Raw genomic sequence first — 20,410 nt, 5'->3', positions numbered from 1 at the left:
CCAGCCCTTGCGGGCGGCGCTGTTATTAGCGGACAGGGTGAAAACGAGGGGCGTTTGCCTAGCCATCGAAATCTCCCAGATTGATATTCAGCCGCCCGAGGCGGTACAGCAGCGTGCGGCGTGGCAGGCCCAGTTCGCGGGCGGCGAGAGTCTGGTTGCCGTCGTTCTTGCGCAGGCAATCGAGCAGCAGACTGCGTTCGACTTTCTCCAGCCGTTCACGCAGGTTCAGACCGTTGTTGTCTTCGGGCACTGGTTCCATGCGCAGGGAAAAATGCTCGGCCAGCAACTCTCCGCCCTCGCACAGCAACACCGCGCGTTCGACCAGGCCTTTGAGTTCGCGCACGTTGCCGGGGAAGGCATAACCCGACAAATGCTCAAGCGCTTCTTGTGACCACTGCACGGCATCGCGTTGCAAAAAGTCGCAGGCCTTGTGGGCAAAATGCCGGGCCAGATCAAGGATGTCGCCTTCACGCTGACGCAACGCCGGCAACTCGATCGGGAACTGCGCGAGGCGGTAGAACAGGTCTTCGCGGAATTTACCTTCGCTGACCATCACTGAGAGATCCCGGTGGGTTGCAGCGATGATGCGCACATCGATCTTGTGGGTGTCGTTGGAGCCCAACGGACGAATTTCACCTTCCTGCAAAACACGCAGCAACTTGGCTTGCAACGACAACGGCATGTCGCCGATTTCATCGAGCAACAGGGTGCCGCCATTGGCCGCGTCGAACAGCCCGGCGCGATCACGGTCGGCACCGGTGAAAGCCCCTTTGCGATAGCCGAACAGCTCGCTTTCCAGCAGGTTTTCCGGGAACGCCGCGCAGTTCTGCACGATGAACGCCTGTGAACGACGCGGGCCGCAATCGTGAATGGCCCGGGCCACGACTTCCTTGCCGGTGCCGGTCTCGCCGCGCAACAACACGGTGTAGGGGCTGTGCAGGACCTTGCTGATCAGCGAATGGGTCTGGCGCATCGCCGCACTTTTGCCGATCAAACCATACCCATTGACGCTCGGCAGGTTGCGCGACACCGGGGCCGCGACGCCGGCCGGCTGCCGCAAACGCTGCAGCAGATGCAACTGACCGAGCACGAACGAGCCGAGCTGGCCGAGGGAGTCGGCGAAGCCTTGCAAGTCGACATGGCGGCGGCTGGCGCACAGCAGCAAACCTTCGACCGCTTTTTGCCGGTTGACCAGCGGCACGCACAGCAGCGACTGCCACGGCGTCGCCGCTGCCGGCAGGAAACTGGTTTCGTGCAGGCTGGCGCTCAAATCGTCGAGGGCCACCACGCGGTTCTGGCACAGGGCGAATTGCAGCAACTGCTCACCGTTGTAGTCCGCCGGAAGGCTTGCTGCTTCCCGGGGTTGCAGAACGCCGTCCAGGCATTCGGCATTCATCCCCAGGCACGTGTGAGTCGCGTCGAGCAGATACAACTGCGTCAGTTCACAACCGCTGAGATCGGCCAGCCCGCGCACGAAGTCACCCAGCAGCGCAGCACCGTCCGACGCCCGCGACAGGCTGGCGAACTGCGCCAGCAAGGCTTCGGCATAGGCCAGCGGCTGCGGCACTTGAGTGAACATCACACCCACCTCAGGCGAACTCGCACGTCACGCTGGCGTCGCCATCGAGCGTCGCATGAACGCGCTTGAGGCTTTCACCGGTGGCCATGGCATCGAGCAAACGGTCGGCCACCAGCGGCAGCACATGCTGATCGAGCAAATGATCGATCAGGCGCGCGCCGCTGTCGCTTTGGGTGCAGCGCTCGGACAAATGATCGACCAGGTTCTGGCACCACGAGAAATCCAGCTGTCGGCGGTTCAGGCGCTCACCCAAACGAGCCAGTTTGATCTCGATCAGCTCGCGCAGTACCGGGCCGCCGACCGGGTAGTACGGCACCACTTTCATGCGCGCCAGCAATGCCGGTTTGAAGTGCTTGCTCAGCACTGGGCGAATCGTTTCTTCGAGCACTTCGGCGGTCGGTCGCGCGCCGTTTTCGCAGAGGTCGCTGATGCGGTCGCTACCGAGGTTCGAGGTCATCAGGATCAGCGTGTTGCGGAAGTCGATTTCACGACCTTCGCCGTCGTTGGCCACGCCTTTGTCGAAGATTTGGTAGAACAGGTTGAGCACGTCCGGATCAGCCTTTTCGACTTCATCGAGCAGCACCACGGAGTACGGCTTCTGGCGCACGGCTTCGGTAAGCATGCCACCCTCGCCATAGCCGACGTAGCCTGGCGGCGCGCCGATCAGGCGGGAGACGGTGTGCTTCTCCTGGAATTCGGACATGTTGATGGTCGTGATGAAGCGGTCGCCGCCGTACAGCAAGTCGGCCAACGCCAAGGCGGTTTCGGTCTTGCCGACGCCGCTCGGGCCGACCAGCAGGAACACGCCGACCGGGGCATCAGGCTTGTTCAGACCGGCGGCAGTGGCGCGCATTGAGCGATCCAGCGCGTGTACGGCTTGTTCCTGACCACGGATGCGCGTGCGCAGGTCGCTGGCGAAACTGGCGACCTTGGCGTTGTGCTCGCGGGCCAGTTGCGCCAATGGCACGCCGGTCCAGGCGCTGATCACTTCGGCAACCAGACGCGGGCACACTTCGAAGCTGACCAGGCGTTCTTTGACTTGCGCAGCGGTCAACGCGGCGTGGGTTTCATGCAGCTGAGCTTCCAGCGCTTCGACGCTCTGGCCTTCTTCGACTTCGGCGACCATAGTTTCAATCACGGTGCCTTCGGCGTCTTCTTCAACGCTGACGGTCGGCTCAACAGCTGCAGCCTCGCGGGCCTTGGCCAGTTGCTGACGCAGCTCCAGCAGACGCTCGGCCAATGCTTTCTGTTCAGTCCACAAAGTTTCCAGCGCGACCATTTCGCTTTCGGCGTCGTCCAGTCGCGCTTCCAGCGCCTCCAGCGCTTCGTGGTCGATCAGCAGACCGGCCTCGGCATCGCGGCGCAGCGCCTGACGTTGACGGCCACCTTCGGCCAGTTCGCCACGCAGGCGTTCGAGGCTCTCCGGCGCGGCGGCAAGGCTGATGCGCACGCGGGCGCACGCGGTGTCGAGCACGTCGACAGCCTTGTCCGGCAGTTGCCGACCGGCCAGATAACGAGCGGACAGCTCGGCGGCAGAGACCACAGCGTCGTCACGCAGGTAGATGCCGTGGCTTTTCTCGTAGACCTGGGCCAGACCACGGAGGATGGTCACGGCTTCGCTGACGGTCGGCTCATGCAATTGCACCGGCTGGAAACGACGAGCCAGGGCCGGGTCTTTCTCGAAGTATTTCTTGTATTCGGCCCAGGTGGTCGCCGCGATGGTGCGCAACTCGCCCCGCGCCAGCGCCGGCTTCAACAGGTTGGCCGCATCGGAGCCACCGGCATTGCCGCCAGCGCCGATCAGGGTGTGGGCTTCGTCGATGAACAGGATGATCGGTTTTGGCGAGGCTTTGACCTCGTCGATCACGCCTTTCAGACGACGCTCGAATTCACCTTTGACGCTGGCGCCGGCCTGCAACAAGCCCATGTCCAGCGACAGCAGTTCGACGCCTTTGAGCACTTGCGGCACTTCACCGGCAGCGATGCGCGAGGCCAGGCCTTCGACGATGGCGGTTTTGCCGACACCAGCCTCACCGACCACGATCGGGTTGTTTTTGCGGCGACGGGCGAGGATGTCGACCATCTGACGGATCGCGCCGTCACGGCACAGCACCGGGTCCAGTTTGCCGTCGCGGGCCTGCTGGGTCAGGTTGTGAGTGAAGCGTTGAAGCAGCGATTCACCTTGGGCGGCCGGTTTGCCGTTGGCCGCCGGTTGCTCCTGTTGCGACAGGGCGAATTCTTTCAGGCGATCGATGTTCAGCCTGGCGAGCAGCGGTTGATAACGGCTGCCGGCGTAGCGCATCGGATTGCGCAGCAGCGCGAGGATCAACGCGGCGTCTTCGACCTGGGTCTGGCCCAGTTCAAGGTTGGCCACCAGCAAAGCGTCTTGCAGCCATTGCACCAGTTCCGGGGCAAACACCGGGTTGCGCGAAGCGCTGTGTTCAACCCGCGATTGCAGGGCGGCGCTCAGCTCACCGGCATCGACATCGGCGTCTTGCAGGGCGCGGGACAGCAGCCCGTTCGGGCGTTCCAGCAAGCCGAGCATCAAGTCTTCGACGAGGATCTTGCTGCCGCCACGGGCGACGCAACGCTCGGCTGAACGCTCCAGATCACGGCGGGTTTCGGCGTCCAGCGCCTGGATGAGTTGTTGCAGGTCAACGTTGATCATGGTTCACGTCCTTAATGAATTTTGCTGCCCAGGGTCACCACGCCGTCCGCTTTTTCGCGGCCCAGCCAACTGGTCCAACCGAGGCGACAGGCGTTCTGCTCACCAATGCGCAGTTCGCGGATTTCTTCCTGGCGCAGCACCAGGCGGATGTCGTAGTCGAGCGGGTCACGCAGGGTGAACCGCACCAGCGCGCAGAGCGGCTGGTAGCCGAAACCGATCGGCAGGAATTCGTGGAAGCGCTGCCAGTCGAGTTCGGTGATGTGGATGCGGAATTTGCCGCTGCGGTCGCGCACGTGTTCGCCCAGCACCAGGTCTTCGCCGAGCAAGCTGTTGGCGCGTCCCAAACGATTGCGTTGTTCGTCGAGAATTTCCACACGACGCTCGATGCACTGCTCGATGACCAGGTTTTCGTGTTTGAAGTAGTAACGCAGCACCGCTTCGATCAGGGCCGCCGAGTGCGCCCGCAAGCTGAGCAAACCGAGGTACGGCAGCAGGCGTTTCCAGTTCAGTTCCTTGGCCTTGCGGATCTCTTCTCCACCGAGGCCAATCAGCGCAAACAGCTGCGAGGAGAATGGATCGACCGCGCCGCTCTGGAAGCTGGCGCGGTAGCGGTATTTGCGCCAGATCGGCAGCATCAGGCGTTGCAGGCGATGGTGGAACAGGTCGAGGAAATTGCGCGTCGGGTTGCCGTCTTCGCTGTCGCCCAAGGCCTGTTCGCCGTAGAACGCCGGCAGCGGCGAACCGGAACCGACGAGGCCTATCAGGTTGAACCGCATACGCGCACGCATCTGCCCGTGCTCTTCGAAAAACTCCACACGATCGACATCGCTGCGCGGAAAGCCCAGGCTCGGGTTGGCCTGGAACTCCACGTGATCGTAAAGATCGTCTTCGCTCAGGTGCGGGTGCGCCGCGCGCAGCCGGTCGATGACCAGCAGCACGGCCTGAAACAGCGAGTACTCGCGTATTACCTTCGTCAGCCCGCTTAAAGCAGGGGCTGCAGGCCCATACGTGGTGTCCATTGGTACACCTCTCCCTGTGTGCTTTTTACCCGCAGCTCGTGGTACGAATTGAGACTGGCGTAAAGCGCAAAAAACTCGTTAAGAACCGAAGCGAAAACGAACAGGTCGCCCTCGCCGATATACCCTTCCGGGTCGATGGTCAGCTCGGTGCGCAAGCCGCGTACCGGCAAGCCACGGTGCAACCGATCCACGTGGTGATGCTTGATGTGCTTGATGCCGCCAAGCAGGCGTTTGCTGACCTTTTCCGCGTGCTGGTCGTAGTAGCGCGGCAAGTCGTAGGTTTCCAGAATCACCTTCAACGCATTGACGTCCGCCAGCGACAGATAGTTAAGCGACATGTTGCTGATCAACTTCCACAGGAAGTCGCGGTTCAACGGCGGCGCGAAGCTCGACGTGGCCGGGGTGATGTTGCGGAAACTGAGGAACTCCGGGGTCTCTTCGCAGGCCATGCAGATCTCGCCGAGCTTGAGCTTGCGCGGCAGGTTCTGGTTGGTGCAGATCAGCTCGATCGACAGGGTTTCGTGGGCTTCGGTGTGGCGGATGCCGAAGCTCAGGTAAGTGTCGAGGCCGTCATGCAGCAAGGACGAACGCTGGCGAATGCTGTAATGCGGGCGGCTGTTGGGCACGTCGAAACTCGGGTCGTGCTCGAAGGATTCGAATGGCACGTATTCCTGATAACCGAGGCCGCCGGGCTTCCAGCCGGTCACGGTTTCCACCGAGAACACGCCGCAGTTTTCCAGGTCGTACTCCGCCGGCAGCAGCAAGTATTCGTCCTGCTTGCCATCGAGGCGAATCGGCAGCGCGTCGTGCTTGAACAGATTGACGATGGGCGTGCAGAACAGCTTCACGTTATCCAGCGTCGGGCGCATGCGCATGATGCCGCTCTTGCGAATGTCGAAGCGCAACTCGAGGCCACGCATCTGCTTGAGCGTGTCTTCCGGCAGCGCCTTGAGGATGTCCAGACCGTTGACGTCGACGAACAGGAACTTGTCCTGGAACGCAAAGTATTCCTGCAGGTAGCGATAGCCACGGAAGGTGTTCAGCGGATACGGGATCAACGCCTCTTCTTCGGCGAAGCCCACCGGAGTGACCCGGTCGCCGGGAATCTTGAACGCCATCGGCTTACCGCTGACGCCGTCGATGGGCTTGCCGGCGCCGTCGAGGGGAATCAGTTCGATGCCGTCGAGGTTGCGCAGCAGGCTCAGGTAAAGCATCTGGCTGATGTAGCGTTCACCGGCAAAGTGCAGGCGCAACTTGCTCAGTTCAAGCTCGCCGAGGTGGCCGTCGGCGCTCATTTCCAGGCGCAGGCTGAGCAGCGAGCCATCGCCCTTCACCGAGTAATTCAGCGCAGCCAAGTCCAGCGGCAGCACTTCGGTCGGATAGCAGGTGCGGAAGCGGCAACGCACGTCATCGATCGGCTTGCTCTCGATCGGCGTATCGCGCTCGACCAGCAGCGCCGGCCCCGAACGCTTGAGCGGATCAAACTGCAAAATGCTGAACGCCGGCAGCGGGCGCATGTAGTTCGGCCACAGCAGCTGCATCAGCGAATGGCTGAGCTCCGGCAACTCGTCATCGAGCTTTTGGCGCAGGCGCCCGGTGAGAAACGCAAAGCCTTCGAGCAACCGCTCCACATCCGGATCCCGTCCGGTCTGCCCCAGATACGGCGCCAGCGCCGGACTACGCTCGGCGAAACGGCGACCGAGCTGGCGCAGTGCGGTGAGTTCGCTTTGGTAGTAGTGGTTAAAGGACACGGGTTACCTGCCTGGTAGTGGAACTCATTAAAAAACAGCAGAACGACTCATGCGGGCTAAGAAATCCCCGCGGGCAACGTCGGCGATGACGCCCTACTGTCGTGTTTCAACTGTTCCTTTCGAAAAAAAATGGCGATCAATTAACTGACCAGCGAATATCGCTGAAAAAGTCAGAATGCCGCCCATTAATGTGTACGCCATCGCACGGACGGGATAGTGTGGCAAAAAATAAAACAAAATAAGTGCCAGCATAAATGCGACAAAAACAAGTTTTAACTTAAGATTGGAAATAAAAAAAGTTATAGCATTCATCAATACAAAATACTGAACCATCAGATCCGGCGTCATTCCAATACCGACACCTCTAGATGTCAGCCCACCATACATATCTATATACAAATCGACACCATAATTATGCAATGGGATGTAAATGACACACACTATCAAATGTGGCACAAGACCAATCCAGCGACGAGTATTCATTTATTCCATGTCCCATATTGATCCATATCGGCTTGCGAAATCGAATTTACCAACTTCGCATTAGACACAGGCACGTAAGGTGCGTCAGCGAGTTCAATTGCGCGAGGAATACCTTTATCATATACCGTGTCTTTTTTTACCACTAACTTACAGTTTTCCTTCGCCCACAATATTCCTCGCAATATTATGAAGTTGTCGTAAACGTCTTTCGGCCCTCTCTCTGCGCCAGTATAAGCTTTGCCGTCCCCCCACTTCACACCCGTTTCGCCAGCCATCTTTATTGCGATATCTACCTGCTTTGTTTCTCGCAGATATTTTCTGTAGGTATTAACCGCAAAAGGGACTTGGCCGATTCCGTCAGTCCAATAGGGTTTATCCTCCATGAACACCATCAGGAATTCGTCACCACCAGAGCTCTGGAATTTCCAGTCGCCTGGCAGTCCGGAGTGAAAGGTAAAAGAAAAACGATCAACCACAGCAAAGTCAATCAGCTCCTGCCAAGTGACATGTTTATATGCGGTATTTGATTCTGTTCCAGCCTGCATTGTCTCAGGATTAAGCCAGATAAGTTCTCTGTAATACCTAGCCAACGGTTCAAACCACTGACCTTTTTCTGCGTATAGCTTTTCTGCGGTGATAATTCTGAATGCAGAGTCATCCTTGCCTGGTTTCAAAGCGAAGAGAGGAACTCCACTTTTCCTGGTAATAATCCACACAGAAGGGAGATCTACTTTCTTTGGCTTCGTATCTTTGCTTTCAGTTGTTTCAGCAAGAACTTTAAGCGTAGTCACCTCTTCCTGCGTCACAAACGTGTAAGCGACACCATCAATATTGATTATGGTCTCCATGTTTATTAGTCCGCCGAAATATATAGAGTGACAGGCTCTGCCGTTTTTCCAGTTGAAAAACCACCTGACATACCTGTAGACGTTGAGCCTGTTTTTTCAATCCCGCTCTCGGAGCGCACGGTGTAGTTTAAATTTTTAACCGTCCTTCCATCTGCGGTTTTGAATTCAAAGACACGATTGAATATTCCAGGAATGATGACCGGCTTCGGCGGCACAAACGGCGCCGGCGAATGCGAATTGCCGATAATCACCGTCCCGGAACCGGCAGTGACTTTGTTGCCATGGGTACCTACCGAATCAACCGTCGCAGCAGGCTTGCCGTTGATCAACACGGTGGTCGCCAAGCCACCCGACATCGCACCACCACACGCGGAGGCATCGCCTTGGCGGGCGGCCGCGAGGCCGTCGAAGAACACGTCGCCGGAACCGGCGGCGATCGGGTTGGTGCCGTGACCGGGGAGCGGGCAAGCGGTGGGGTCGGATACACGTGCTGCGGGTTTGCCAGACATCGGGGTTCTCCTTAGGTGACCTTCACTTGACCGCTGCCATCCAGGCGCGCGGCGAAACTGACCTGTCGCTTGAAACCATCAACTTCCAGCAGGCCTTCGATGCTGAAGGACAGACGAAGCTGATCGTGATCACGCGGCAGTGAAATGACACGCACATTGCTCAGGCGCGGTTCGTAGGCTTCGATGAAGCTTTCGATGGCCTGCCGGGCCTGACTCAAAGAGTCGTGCAGGCTCAGGCGCATGTCATTGAGATCGGGTAACCCGTAATCGGACAGCGTCTGCACGCTGCCCGCACGGGTGCTGAGCATCTTGGCCAGATGGGCAGCCACGGACGCCATGGCGGAAACCTCGCGGCTCCAGCCGACGCGTTTGTCCGCGTCGCCGTTCAGGCGTTCGAAAAGGCTGCCGTATCCAGTCATGAGTCGCTCCGCTTACTCTTTGTCCAGCTTGCCAACCAGCGACAGGGTGAAATCGGCACCCATGTACTTGAAGTGCGGACGCACGTTCAAGCTGACGCGATACCAGCCTGGCTCGCCTTCAACGTCGCTGACGATGATTTGCGCAGCGCGCAGCGGACGACGGCCACGCACTTCGGCGCTCGGGTTTTCCTGGTCGGCGACGTACTGACGGATCCACTTGTTCAGTTCCAGTTCGAGGTCGGTACGTTCCTTCCACGAACCGAGTTGCTCGCGCTGCAGCACTTTCAAGTAGTGAGCCAAGCGGTTGACGATCATCATGTACGGCAGTTGAGTGCCGAGCTTGTAGTTCAGCTCAGCTGCCTTGCCTTCCGCGCTGATGCCGAAGAACTTCGGCTTCTGCACCGAGCTTGCGGAGAAGAACGCCGCGTTGTCGGAGCCTTTGCGCATGGTCAGGGAGATGAAGCCTTCCTCGGCCAGTTCGTATTCACGACGGTCGGAAACCAGAACCTCGGTAGGAATCTTGGTTTCGATTTCGCCCATGCTTTCGAAGTGGTGAAGAGGCAGGTCTTCAACGGCACCGCCGCTCTGTGGGCCGATGATGTTCGGGCACCAGCGGAATTTGGCGAAGCTGTCGGTCAGCTTGGTACCGAACGCGTAGGCCGTGTTGCCCCACAGGTAGTGCTCGTGGCTATTGGCAACGGTTTCCTTGTACACGAACGATTTGACCGGGTTTTCTTCCGGGTCGTACGGGTTACGCAGCAGGAAACGCGGCACGGTCAGGCCGACGTAGCGGGAATCTTCCGAAGTACGGAAGCTCTGCCATTTGGCGAATTGCGGGCCTTCGAAGTGGTCTTTCAGATCTTTCAGATCCGGCAGGCCGGTGAAGCTTTCCAGGCCGAAAAACTTCGGACCGGCAGCGGCGATGAATGGCGCGTGAGACATGCAGGCGACGCTGGAAACGTACTGCATCAGCTTCACGTCTGGCGAGCTTGGCGACATGTAGTAGTTGGCGATGATCGCGCCAACCGGCTGACCACCGAACTGGCCGTATTCAGCCGTGTAGATGTGCTTGTACAGGCCCGACTGCATGACTTCCGGCGAATCTTCGAAATCGTCCAGCAGGTCGTCCTTGGAGACGTTGAGGATTTCGATCTTGATGTTTTCGCGGAAGTTGGTGCGGTCGACCAGCAGTTGCAGACCACGCCACGACGATTCCAGCGCCTGGAAATCCGGGTGGTGCAGGATTTCGTCCATCTGGCGGCTGAGCTTGGCATCGATCTCGGCGATCATGCGGTCAACCATGGCTTTCTTGACCGGCTCACCGTTGTTCTGCGGCTTGAGCAGCTCTTCGATGAAGGCCGACACACCACGCTTGGCGATGTCGTAGGCTTCGTCGTCCGGGGTCAGGCGGGTTTCGGCGATGATGCTGTCGAGAATGCTGTATTCGCCGTTCTCGGCGCTTTTCTCTTGTGCTGCGCTAGTGCTCATTGTGTTGGCTTCCTTGGCTGCTGTGGTCTCAGGCGTCCGGGGCTGCGGCGTTCAGGCCCAGCTCACCGAGTACGCGACCGCGGGATTCGTCGTCGGCGAGCACGCCTTCGATGGCTTTACGGAACGCAGGTGCGTTACCCAGAGGACCTTTGAGGGCCACCAGCGCGTCGCGCAGTTCCATCAGCTTTTTCAGCTCAGGCACTTGCTCGACCAGGCTGGCCGGGTTGAAGTCCTTCATCGAGTTGACGCGCAGTTGCACAGCCAGCTCGTCGGCTTCGCCGTCTTCCTGCAGACGGTTAGGCACGCTCAGCGTCAGACCCAGCTCTTGCTTGGCCAGCACTTCGTCGAAGGTCATCTTGTCGATGCTGATCGGCTTGCGATCCTCGATCTTGCGCTCGTCCTTGCGGTGGGTGTAGTCACCGATTGCCAGCAGTTTCAGCGGCAGTTCAATCTCTTCCTGAGCACCGCCGGTGGCGGGTTTGAAGGTGACGTTGATGCGTTCCTTGGGGGCTACCGAGCCTTCTTTGGCCATGGCTTTTCTCCTTGCGGTTGTGGCCCTGGGGCCTATTCGAGTACCACTTCGAGATCGAGGTGGCACAGCCTGCGATAAATCTCTTCCTTGCGTTCACGTACGGCATGGTTCTGCGGCAACAACTCGCAGCAGCTATGCAGTAAATGCAGCACTTCCAATGCAAGATCGGGCTCCCAGGCGTGCAGGCCTGAGTCCTGTAATGTCTGATCGAGGGTTTCGAGCTGGTTCTTGGCCAGTTCGTACTTCTTGGCGATGAAGCACAAACGTGCCAAAGCGAACTGCCAAAAAAACCGCACGCGGCCACCCTGAGCGGCCTGCAGGCCTTGCTTGAGAATCTGCACGGCGGTCTTGAGGCCTTCCTTGCGCAGAATCGGCAGCACCTCTTCGAGGGCTTTTTCCCAGGCCGGTTGCGACTCGACGTCGTCGGATTCGACCTTGCGCGGCGCGCTGGCGCTTTGCAGGTGCGGCATGACATTGCCGGCGATCCAGGCACGGGTGGCAGGGTCGGCGAACGGCGCGCCGTCGTGGAATCGCAGCTCGATGATGCCGGGCAAGCGTTGAACCAAAAGCGCGAAGTGGATCTCCACTTCGCGCATTGCCATCTCGGCGTTCAACCCCTGGAGGCATTCCCAGACCAGCCTTTGGCCATCGAACCAGAACGGCGCCTTCGCCAGGCTCGCCTCCAGTTCCACCAACAGATCGGCGTATTTGCCTTGATCGAAACGATCCTGATAAGCCTTGAGTTTGTCCGGCGGCAGATTGCGCAGCACCGTGATGTTGTCGGCGTTGCGCTCGGGCACCGCGTCGATCGGCAGCCACAGCAAGGTGCGGTTCAGACGCAACGCGCGCAGATCGGTGGCCTTCTGCTTGAGCCACCACGCACACAAGGGCCGCGCGCTTTCCTGCTGGGCGCGCAGGGCTTTGTGAGCTTCTTTTTCGTTATCGATTGGGGCGCCGGGGGTGAACAGCTGAGTGGCGGCCTGTTTGACCTGCGCCACCGCCGAGCCCATCACGCCGGGGGCTGGCTGGTTGTCGGCGGCGCGCTGAATCATCGTCTTCAGACGACGGCTGATCGGCAGCAGGAGTGGCGCGTCATCGCCCAGGTGTTCGGTGCACGCCGCGTCAAGCCCTTCCAGATGCTCGGACAACTGTCGGAACATCGGCAGCTGTTCTTTGATCGCGACGTTTTCGGTGAGCACCTGCTCCAGGCGCGGCACCAGCCAGCCGACAGCGGCGGCTCGGGTGCGGGCCTTGAGCGGATGAATGTCGGCCCAGTTGTTTTCCGACAAGTGGTGCAGCAAACCGAGCCCGGCGAGCAGTCCGGGGAAGGATTCACGCTGGTACAACGACCAGGTCAGCCAAGCGCCAACGCGCAAATCCTTGGATTGGGTACGGAGCAGATTTTCGCTGTTTTCGCGGATTTTCAGCCAGTCGATCTGCCCGCTTTCGTGCATCGACGAAGCCTTGGCCAGCTCACTTTCCAACGCCTCGAATTCGCTCGAAAAGCGAACATCCTCGCCCGCGAAATTCTCTTTGGAAACAGAGGCTTTTGCGAGTTCAAGGTAATGGGCGGAAAGTTTGCTTGAGTAGGACATCCATGGCCTTTAGTTAAGATGACGGTCATACGTTCATCGATAATTCCGATGACACGGGACTGTATCGAAGAGCGATGATGAGACTCATCCAATTGAGTTTTGGCTCTTTCAAGTGGGCGCATCGTAATCACTATGATGGCCACTAGCAAGCATCTGATTAATCAACAAGACGAACTGTACTTTGAAGCCTGTAAGACATTGCCCTATATGTGACAGGGGTTTCCCCGATGCCGACTTATATTGCCCGCGCGCTTCGAACCCCGATGAAACCCTTGATCCAGAGCCTTCCATCCCGAAAATGCCGGCAGGCGGCGGATTGTACCTGTGTGACTCGGCGAGAAGGATGACAACTCTTGAAAAAAAAAGAAGTAGGAAACATCTGAAACTTCAGAAAGTTCCAAAGAAATCATTGGAAACACCGGCCTCCATTAAAAGTGCCATCATCTTGATAGCAGAAAATGATTAGGGTTATTCCCGCGCGCCGTTTGAATCACGCTGGCGATTAATACCGGAATCATTGCCTACAGCCTTTTCCTGCATTCTTCCCGACACCTCCAGACACGGAACGATCCGACATATAGCCGGGATACTTCGTACATCAATTTATTTCTCGCCTTGCTAGCGTGTCTTGGCAGTCTTTCTCGCGCGGATGATCAAGGACGATCGGCGCGCTTCAGATTTTTTTGCTTAAGGACAAGCCTATGTTCAGACCCGCCAACGGCGTGCGCTTTACGTTGCAGATCCCTTCTGTTCGCCACGATTTCAAGGTGCTCGCCTTCGAGGGTACCGAGGCCTTGAGTCAGCTTTATTGCATTCGCATCGAACTGGTCAGCGAGCGCCGCGAATTCGATCTGGAAACCCTGCTCAGCCAACCCGCGTTTCTGCAGTTCGGCTTCAACAGCGAAGGCATTCACGGCCGCATTGACGACGTGAGTGTCGGCAAATCAGGAAAGCGCCTGACCCACTATCACCTCAGCCTGGTGCCCGACCTGCACTATCTGCAATTCAGCCAGGATCAACGGATTTTCCAGAACCTGACCGTGCCGCAAATCATCACTCGGGTGCTTCAACGGCATGGCATCCAGACGGACGTGTTTACCTTCCATGTCAGCAGCAGCGCAGTACGCGAATACTGCACGCAATATGGTGAAACCGATTTCGATTTGATTCAGCGCCTGTGCGCCGAGGATGGGATTGCGTGGCATCACCAGCACTTCAATGACAGGCATGTGCTGGTGTTCACCGACGATTCGGTGTTTTTTCCTACGCTGGGCGTCACCCCCTACCAACAAGACACCGGCATGGTTGCGGAGCATCCGGTCGTTAACAGGTTTTCCATGGGTTTCAGGACGCGCACCAGTTCAGTGACGCGTCGCGACTATGACTTCAGCCGCCCGAGCCTGCTTCTGGAAAATCGCTTTACCGCCGAGTTCACGCCGACGCTGGAAGACTATCGCTACCCGCTGCCAATGAGGACCGAAAAACAGGGACGGCAGCGAATACGCCAGACCCTTGAGCGGCACCGTTTCGACTATCAATCGATTGAGGGTGAAAGCGATCAGCCGACCCTGCGCAGTGGTCATCTGTTTGACTTGAGCGGACATCCGCGCAGGGACTGCAACGGCCTGTGGTTGCTGGTGAGTCTCAAGCACACGGGCGCACAGCCACAATCACTCGAGGAGGTTGGCGGCGACGCCGCTCAATCCGCCGACGGCCTGACCCAAGGTTATCGCAACCGCTTCACCGCCATCCCGGCGGACGTCATTTTTCGCCCCGCTCTACCTCCGCGACGGCCCGCACTGGTTTGCCAGACCGCGCGCGTCACCGGCCCTCCCGGCGAGGAAATCTTCTGCGACGAATACGGCAGGGTGTGTGTCGAGTTCCACTGGGATCGGGCAGAACTGGGCAGTGACAAAAGCAGTTGCTGGCTGCGCGTTGCCACGAGTTGGGCAGGTGAAGGTTTTGGTGCGGTGACGATTCCGCGCGTCGGCATGGAAGTGATCGTGACGTTCCAGGAAGGCGACCCGGATCAACCGCTGATCACCGGGTGCGTGGCGAACAAAGTCATGTCTGTTGCGCATCCGTTACCCGAGCACAAGACGCGCACCGTGCTGCGCAGTCAAAGCTCGCCGCGCAATGGCGGTTACAACGAGTTGTCGATCGAGGATCGCGCCGGCCAGGAAAAAATCTACCTGCGCGCCCAGCGTGATATCGAGCAATTGATCCTCAACGACAGCACCTGCCTGATCAAAGGCACGGAGCTGCACTCAACTGAAGGTGCGCGGAACACGGTGATTGGCGGTAATGAGTTGATCACCATCAGCGGCAACAGCAGCACATCGGCGCAGGGCTCACTGGTGATTCGGTCTGGCCAGCAGACACATGTCACCGGCCCCCACGTAGTGATCGATGCGGGCATGAGCCTGACATTGAAGGCCGGCGGGCACCATATCGTCATCAACGCCGCCGGGATTTTCAGCAGCGTGCCCATCGTCGATGGCGGCGCCCCCATGCCCGGTCTGCTGCCGCTTCAAGCCTCGGCCAGCGTTCCCGCGGTCATTGCCAGCCCGGCGTCCATCGTCAGCGCCGCCCGGCAACAGGCGGCGGATTACTGCCCGCTTTGCGAAGCGTGCCTCGCCGGTCAATGCAACATCGGGGAGGTCGCATGAGCCCCCTTCAACAATGGCTGCACGAACAACCCCGGCTCGGGCGCAACCTTTACCTGATGCTCGACACCGACGGCCAGCAAAGCGAATGCACGGCGCTGTCCAAGGAGCTGGGCGCCGAGTACGTCCGCAATTTGTATCTGGGCACGACGGCGGATTCACTGGCTCATGCCGGGCCTCATCTGTTCCAGATCGGCTCCGTCGCTCATCCGGTTCTTCAAAACCTGTTCGCCAGCCCCGCACGACATTGGGGCTGGCTGGCCAGCGCCAGCGCCAGCGACACGAACCTTGATGCCCTCGCCGCGCATTGGCGCGCGCGCCTGATCATCGGCGAACGTCCCGCTCAGGCGATCTACCGCTTCCACGACAGCCGCGTGCTGGGACGTGCCCTCGCCTGGCTGCGAACAGAGCAACACGCCGACTATCTCGGGCCGATCACCAGTGTCTGTTACTGGCAGGGCGGGCAATGGACCGTCACCGACAACCCCAATCCCGGCGCACATCCACTACCGCCCGACCCGCCGTGGCTGAAAACCCCAACGCCGGATCTCGTCCACGCGAACATCCAGTTCGATAACACCCGCCGCTACCTCGTTGGCCAGCACACCCAAGCCATGCTGGCCCTGGCCACGCACGTGAACATGGACGACTGGCTGTGGGAGCAAATCGAACTGGCCCGCGCATGGGGTTGGCAACAGCCCGAGCAAGTGCATTTTTTACTGACGCAAAGTTTGCACTTACCGGGTTACCGGCTACCCGATTCATGGCAACCCAGACCTGGAGAGGAGCCGGCGGCGCAGTTCCAGCGGGTGTATCAGTGGGCGTTGCATGGGGTTGGGAGTCAGTCCGTATGACGCGGTATTTTCGATTTGCCGTGGTGGTGGGCTGTTTGTCTTTGACCGCGGGTTGTTCGGTGCTTGGGAAGCAGGACAGTTTCACCTTCGTTCCCGACTTTCCGCCTGATTTCAAATACGACCTGACGGCCGCCTACGTACCCGCCAAAGGTCAGACGTGCACCGTCCCGGGAGGGAAAGACACTGAGCTTGGTTTTAACAAAACCAACATGGAGTACGAGGGCACGTCTGAGATACCGCTTTATAGAACCGTGAGTAATTGCCCGCTGGCGTTGCATCGCGTGGAGATCAAGGTCATAGGCATTTTTGGCCCGGGAAGAAGTAACCAAAGCTATGACTACGCCTCATTCGCCGTACGCCCGGAGTTGCTGGAGCGGCAGATGGGCACTGTTGGTGATGACGGCGTTGCTGAGTTCTTCGGTGAATGTCAGTGGATGTTCCGCACCGTTGGACGCCATCGCTACCTTATAAAATTGCTCACCTGCAAAAAAATGGATGCGCAGGGCAATGTGGCCCGAAATCGTCCTTTTACGGCGTACACGCTGGCGCAGCTACCGGGAAAAACGGTAAGGCTGAAGATCAACTTAGCGAATGAGGAGAAACCAGCAATCGGTGATACCTGGGTGAAAGTGCCCGGTGGATGGAAGCGTTGCCTTGGAAAAAACTTTGAAGACCAGTACGCCTTTTGCTACGGCAACTACAAAGCTTTTAGCAGCTTCAAGATGGTGGATGAGCGGACTTGCACTATTTATCCAGGATGTACGGAAAACAAGGACGAAATCCCATGAAGCAATATCAATCGTGGTTTGTAAGGACAGTGTCCCCACGCGCGAAACGAATCATTAAAAGCCTGATCCTCGGCAGTTTCCTGTCCATGATCGTGGGCTGTTCTGTTCTTGGCAAGGGGGACAGTTTCACCTTCGTTCCCGACTTTCCGCCTGACTTCAAATACGACCTGACGGCCGCCTATGTACCCGCTAAAGGTCAGACGTGCACCGTCCCAGGTGGGAAAAACACTGAGCTTGGTTTTAACAAAACCAACATGGAGTACGAGGGCACGTCTGAGATACCGCTTTATAGAACCGTGAGTAATTGCCCGCTGGCGTTGCATCGTGTCGAGATCAAGGTCATAGGCATTTTTGGCCCGCAAAGAAGCGACCAAAGCTATGACTTCGCCTCATTCGCCGTACGCCCGGAGTTGCTGGAGCGGCAGATGGGCACTGTTGGTGATGACGGGATTGCTGAGTTCTTCGGTGAATGTCGGTGGATGTTCCGCACCGTCGGACCCAAGCGATACCTAATCAAACTTCTTAGATGTAAAAAAATGGATGAACAGGGAAATGTCATCCGAAGCCGCCCGTTTACGGCATACACACTGGCACAACTTCCGGGAAAAACTGTAACGCTGAAAATCAAATTGGCAGATGAAGAAGAACCCGGCTGGGGTGACACATGGGTTCAGGTTCCCGGTGGCTGGAAGCGGTGCATGGGCAATGGCCTAGAAGATCAAAGCGGCTATTGCAATGGAAATCACAAAGACTTCAGCACTTTCAGGATGGTGGATGAACGGATCTGCACCATTTATCCAGGTTGCACGGAGAACAAGGATGAAACCCCATGAGCATTGAACCTTTAGCCGCAAATGATGTGCCGTTTATGAAGGGAACCATTCACGCCTGTCCCCTGCGTGGTCATTCGACAACTTTTCAGTTAGTGGATGAGTTCGGGAGCGGCAAACCCTATGCTGGATTGGCATACGAAATTACCGATTACGAAGACACGGTCTACACCGGGAAGCTAGATGCAAAGGGTGCTGGCAAGGTAGACAACCACTTCTGTGGCCCAGTAGTGCTCAAACTAAACCTCCTATTTCAGGGCACCGAAAAGCTTTATCAGGATTTAAGAAAAAGACCGGACTACCCGCTCCCCATCACCGAACTCCAAGTCCGCGCCGAGAAAACCCGTTTCTTCAACGACTCAGGCCAACGAACCCAGGCCAACCCGGCAAAGGACCTCGCTGCACCCAATGCCTATTACCAGATCGAAGTGCGCGAACTGGTCAAACACGTCGCGCATTTACCGCCCCTAGTCACGCGAAACGATCCGCCCTGCATGATGGTGCACAAACTGTTTCGCCAGCCAGCCAGAACCAGAACATTCACAACCTCGAAAACGGCGATACCGGCTGTGGGTATGAGTGACGTCATTCGTCCCGAAGATGCGGCCATGGCCGAGCTGGGATTCGGTCCGCCGCCACCCAAAGCGGAGGGCATCGCCCTGCTGCCCAACCAGCACCACGTGCTGGAAGTGCGGCCAATGCGAGCGTTGCGCCCGATGCTGTCAACCGACAACGAATTTTGCGCACTCAATCTTTATCAACTGTCACTGATGGCGACGTTGAGCTACACCGACTTTGGTCAGGATCCGAATACCCAGCCCGTGGAAACGGACAGTGTGGCGTTCCCCTTGCAACCCACCAGCGGCAACTGGTTCGGTCATGCGTTGCCGCAATTCGATGAGCTGTGGCAAGTCGATGGCAAACAAACCGACAAGTATTTCCCGCTGTATGAAGAGGTGCCCTACTCCAAACGCCTCGAAGTGGTGCCGTTCGATCCGCAGCTGTACCCGGAGGTCAATAATCCTGAGCTGGGCGGAGAGCAGGAGCATCCGGCCAAGCTGCATTTTTTTGATGATCGCAAACAGACCAAGAGCTCGGATACACAGGCGTTTATCACCCATCACGACGGCTTGATATTGATCAGCGTGCGCGGCACCAGCGAACTGCTGGCCGATGGCATGCGTGATGGCGATGCCTATCAGGTTCCTTTCGAAGAAGGAGAAGGCAAGGTTCATCGCGGCTTCTACGGCGGCGCCAAGGCGGTTTATCCGTTTGTTGTGAACTATCTGGAAAAATTCTACAGCGGACAAAAAGTCCTGATCACCGGCCACAGCCTCGGCGGCGCAGTCGCGTTGATCCTGGCTGAGATGCTACGACGCAACAGTCGATACGCCACCGACATCGTCCTCTACACCTACGGCGCCCCTCGTGCCGGCGACACCACCTTCATCGACTGCGCCAAGCCGCTGATCCATCACCGCATCGTCAACCAGAACGATCCCGTCCCCGGCGTGCCCGCCACGTGGATGAACACGTTTGCCAAACCCAAGCCCATGTACGTCACAAACGCGGCCGTGCTGGCGGTCAACCCGGTCGCCGGTTTCGGTTTGCTGGTCTGGGGCATGACTAATTTCATGGGTGACCGTTATGGGCATCACGGTGAGTTGCGTCACTTCATGCCGGTTGAGTTTGGCGAGGGGCACCGGTCCTCGATTCTGTGGCAACCGGGTTGCAGCACGATCAACGATCACGGTTGCGCGGCGGCGCTGAAGCAGGTCGACGGCCTGCCCGACCGCGCGCCGTTTTTGTTGCAACTGTTTCAGGCCGGCGACCACTCGATGGTCGGCAGTTACATTCCCGGCTGCTGGGCGAGCCTGCGGCGCTGGCAGGAATCGCAGCGGTTGAATCGCTCACTGGTGACGTTTCGTGAATTTGAATGGGTCGGTAACGCGTTGAAAAAACTTCAAGTGCAGCTGGACGCCGTCAACAGGAGGATCAGAGAGCACCCCAACGCATATGGCCGCCATCAGGAAAGAATTCATAAAACCAATGTGCTCGATACGGAAATCGACAAGTTGCGAATGACCCACGAGCGTCTGAAAGCCCTGCATCAACAGCAAGTCACCGCTGCGCATGTCTATGGCAGCCACGCCGAAAACACCGAGTGGCTGGAAGCAAGCCTGCGACGCTGGAACGCTCACCCGCAAAACCGGGTTGAGGAGCAATTGGCAATGATCCCCAAAGCGGCCGCAGACCCCGACGCAGCGATTGCGGCGATCACCGGAGGGCATGCCGTCGGCGCGCCGTTTCACCTGGATATCGACTCAATTGCGTGATCGCCATAAAAAATGGGCACCCGACTCAATCGGCGTGCCCATTTT

General features: G+C 58.2%; 16 protein-coding genes. 5 read left to right on the top strand and 11 right to left on the bottom strand.

Annotation, left to right across the window (positions count from 1 at the left end; genetic code table 11):
• Nucleotides 1-58: 58 nt before the first annotated feature.
• From GIW69_RS07280 to tssA, 11 genes are all read right to left on the bottom strand, one after another.
• Entirely contained in the window at nucleotides 59-1,579 is a 1,521-nt protein-coding gene (locus tag GIW69_RS07280; protein WP_236481450.1) for a sigma 54-interacting transcriptional regulator, read from the bottom strand.
• Nucleotides 1,580-1,589: 10 nt separating this feature from the next.
• Complete coding sequence (tssH, locus tag GIW69_RS07275) at nucleotides 1,590-4,247, bottom strand: type VI secretion system ATPase TssH (protein ID WP_236481449.1); 2,658 nt, start codon at nucleotides 4,245-4,247, stop codon at nucleotides 1,590-1,592.
• Between the two features lie 11 nt (nucleotides 4,248-4,258).
• On the bottom strand, nucleotides 4,259-5,266 hold the full coding sequence (tssG, locus tag GIW69_RS07270) for a type VI secretion system baseplate subunit TssG (protein WP_236481448.1): 1,008 nt from the start codon (nucleotides 5,264-5,266) through the stop codon (nucleotides 4,259-4,261).
• Nucleotides 5,230-7,017: a type VI secretion system baseplate subunit TssF gene (tssF, locus tag GIW69_RS07265; RefSeq protein ID WP_236481447.1), complete on the bottom strand. Its 1,788-nt coding sequence runs from the start codon at nucleotides 7,015-7,017 to the stop codon at nucleotides 5,230-5,232. Before tssF ends, tssG begins: the two co-directional genes overlap by 37 nt.
• A 93-nt stretch (nucleotides 7,018-7,110) precedes the next feature.
• Nucleotides 7,111-7,500 carry a hypothetical protein gene (locus tag GIW69_RS07260; RefSeq protein ID WP_236481446.1) on the bottom strand — a complete coding sequence of 130 codons (390 nt, stop codon included), beginning with the start codon at nucleotides 7,498-7,500 and terminating at the stop codon, nucleotides 7,111-7,113.
• The gene (locus GIW69_RS07255) at nucleotides 7,497-8,348 is read right to left on the bottom strand and encodes a hypothetical protein (protein WP_236481445.1); all 852 of its coding nucleotides are present in this window, start codon (nucleotides 8,346-8,348) and stop codon (nucleotides 7,497-7,499) included. Before GIW69_RS07255 ends, GIW69_RS07260 begins: the two co-directional genes overlap by 4 nt.
• Nucleotides 8,349-8,353: 5 nt before the next feature.
• Nucleotides 8,354-8,857 (bottom strand): PAAR domain-containing protein, encoded by a 504-nt coding sequence (locus tag GIW69_RS07250; RefSeq protein ID WP_236481444.1) that lies wholly within the window; start codon nucleotides 8,855-8,857, stop codon nucleotides 8,354-8,356.
• An 11-nt stretch (nucleotides 8,858-8,868) separates the two neighbouring features.
• Entirely contained in the window at nucleotides 8,869-9,276 is a 408-nt protein-coding gene (gene tssE, locus GIW69_RS07245) for a type VI secretion system baseplate subunit TssE (RefSeq protein WP_236481443.1), read from the bottom strand.
• A 12-nt stretch (nucleotides 9,277-9,288) separates the two neighbouring features.
• Nucleotides 9,289-10,764: a type VI secretion system contractile sheath large subunit gene (gene tssC, locus GIW69_RS07240; protein WP_236481442.1), complete on the bottom strand. Its 1,476-nt coding sequence runs from the start codon at nucleotides 10,762-10,764 to the stop codon at nucleotides 9,289-9,291.
• A 28-nt stretch (nucleotides 10,765-10,792) separates the two neighbouring features.
• On the bottom strand, nucleotides 10,793-11,296 hold the full coding sequence (gene tssB, locus GIW69_RS07235; protein ID WP_236481441.1) for a type VI secretion system contractile sheath small subunit: 504 nt from the start codon (nucleotides 11,294-11,296) through the stop codon (nucleotides 10,793-10,795).
• 32 nt (nucleotides 11,297-11,328) lie between these two features.
• Nucleotides 11,329-12,891, bottom strand: coding sequence for a type VI secretion system protein TssA (gene tssA, locus GIW69_RS07230; protein WP_236481440.1), 1,563 nt, complete (start codon nucleotides 12,889-12,891; stop codon nucleotides 11,329-11,331).
• Nucleotides 12,892-13,592: 701 nt separating this feature from the next.
• Between tssA and tssI the strand changes: the two genes are divergently transcribed.
• The 5 genes from tssI to GIW69_RS07205 are packed head-to-tail and all read left to right on the top strand — an operon-like array spanning nucleotide 13,593 to nucleotide 20,365.
• The gene (gene tssI / locus GIW69_RS07225) at nucleotides 13,593-15,560 is read left to right on the top strand and encodes a type VI secretion system tip protein TssI/VgrG (protein WP_236481439.1); all 1,968 of its coding nucleotides are present in this window, start codon (nucleotides 13,593-13,595) and stop codon (nucleotides 15,558-15,560) included.
• On the top strand, nucleotides 15,557-16,411 hold the full coding sequence (locus GIW69_RS07220) for a DUF4123 domain-containing protein (protein ID WP_236481438.1): 855 nt from the start codon (nucleotides 15,557-15,559) through the stop codon (nucleotides 16,409-16,411). The genes tssI and GIW69_RS07220 overlap by 4 nt, the downstream gene beginning before the upstream one ends.
• Nucleotides 16,408-17,199: a hypothetical protein gene (locus GIW69_RS07215; protein ID WP_236481437.1), complete on the top strand. Its 792-nt coding sequence runs from the start codon at nucleotides 16,408-16,410 to the stop codon at nucleotides 17,197-17,199. Before GIW69_RS07220 ends, GIW69_RS07215 begins: the two co-directional genes overlap by 4 nt.
• Nucleotides 17,196-18,032: a hypothetical protein gene (locus GIW69_RS07210; protein ID WP_236481436.1), complete on the top strand. Its 837-nt coding sequence runs from the start codon at nucleotides 17,196-17,198 to the stop codon at nucleotides 18,030-18,032. Before GIW69_RS07215 ends, GIW69_RS07210 begins: the two co-directional genes overlap by 4 nt.
• A complete protein-coding gene (locus tag GIW69_RS07205) occupies nucleotides 18,029-20,365 on the top strand; it encodes a lipase family protein (RefSeq protein WP_236481435.1) in 2,337 nt (778 codons plus the stop codon). The genes GIW69_RS07210 and GIW69_RS07205 overlap by 4 nt, the downstream gene beginning before the upstream one ends.
• The last annotated feature ends 45 nt before the right edge of the window (nucleotides 20,366-20,410 follow it).

It is taken from the genome of Pseudomonas syringae (genome assembly GCF_021605415.1).
In the GTDB taxonomy this organism is placed as follows: domain Bacteria; phylum Pseudomonadota; class Gammaproteobacteria; order Pseudomonadales; family Pseudomonadaceae; genus Aquipseudomonas; species Aquipseudomonas syringae_S.
Note: the sequence above shows the minus strand (reverse complement) of the source record. Positions and strands in the feature narration are given on the sequence as shown.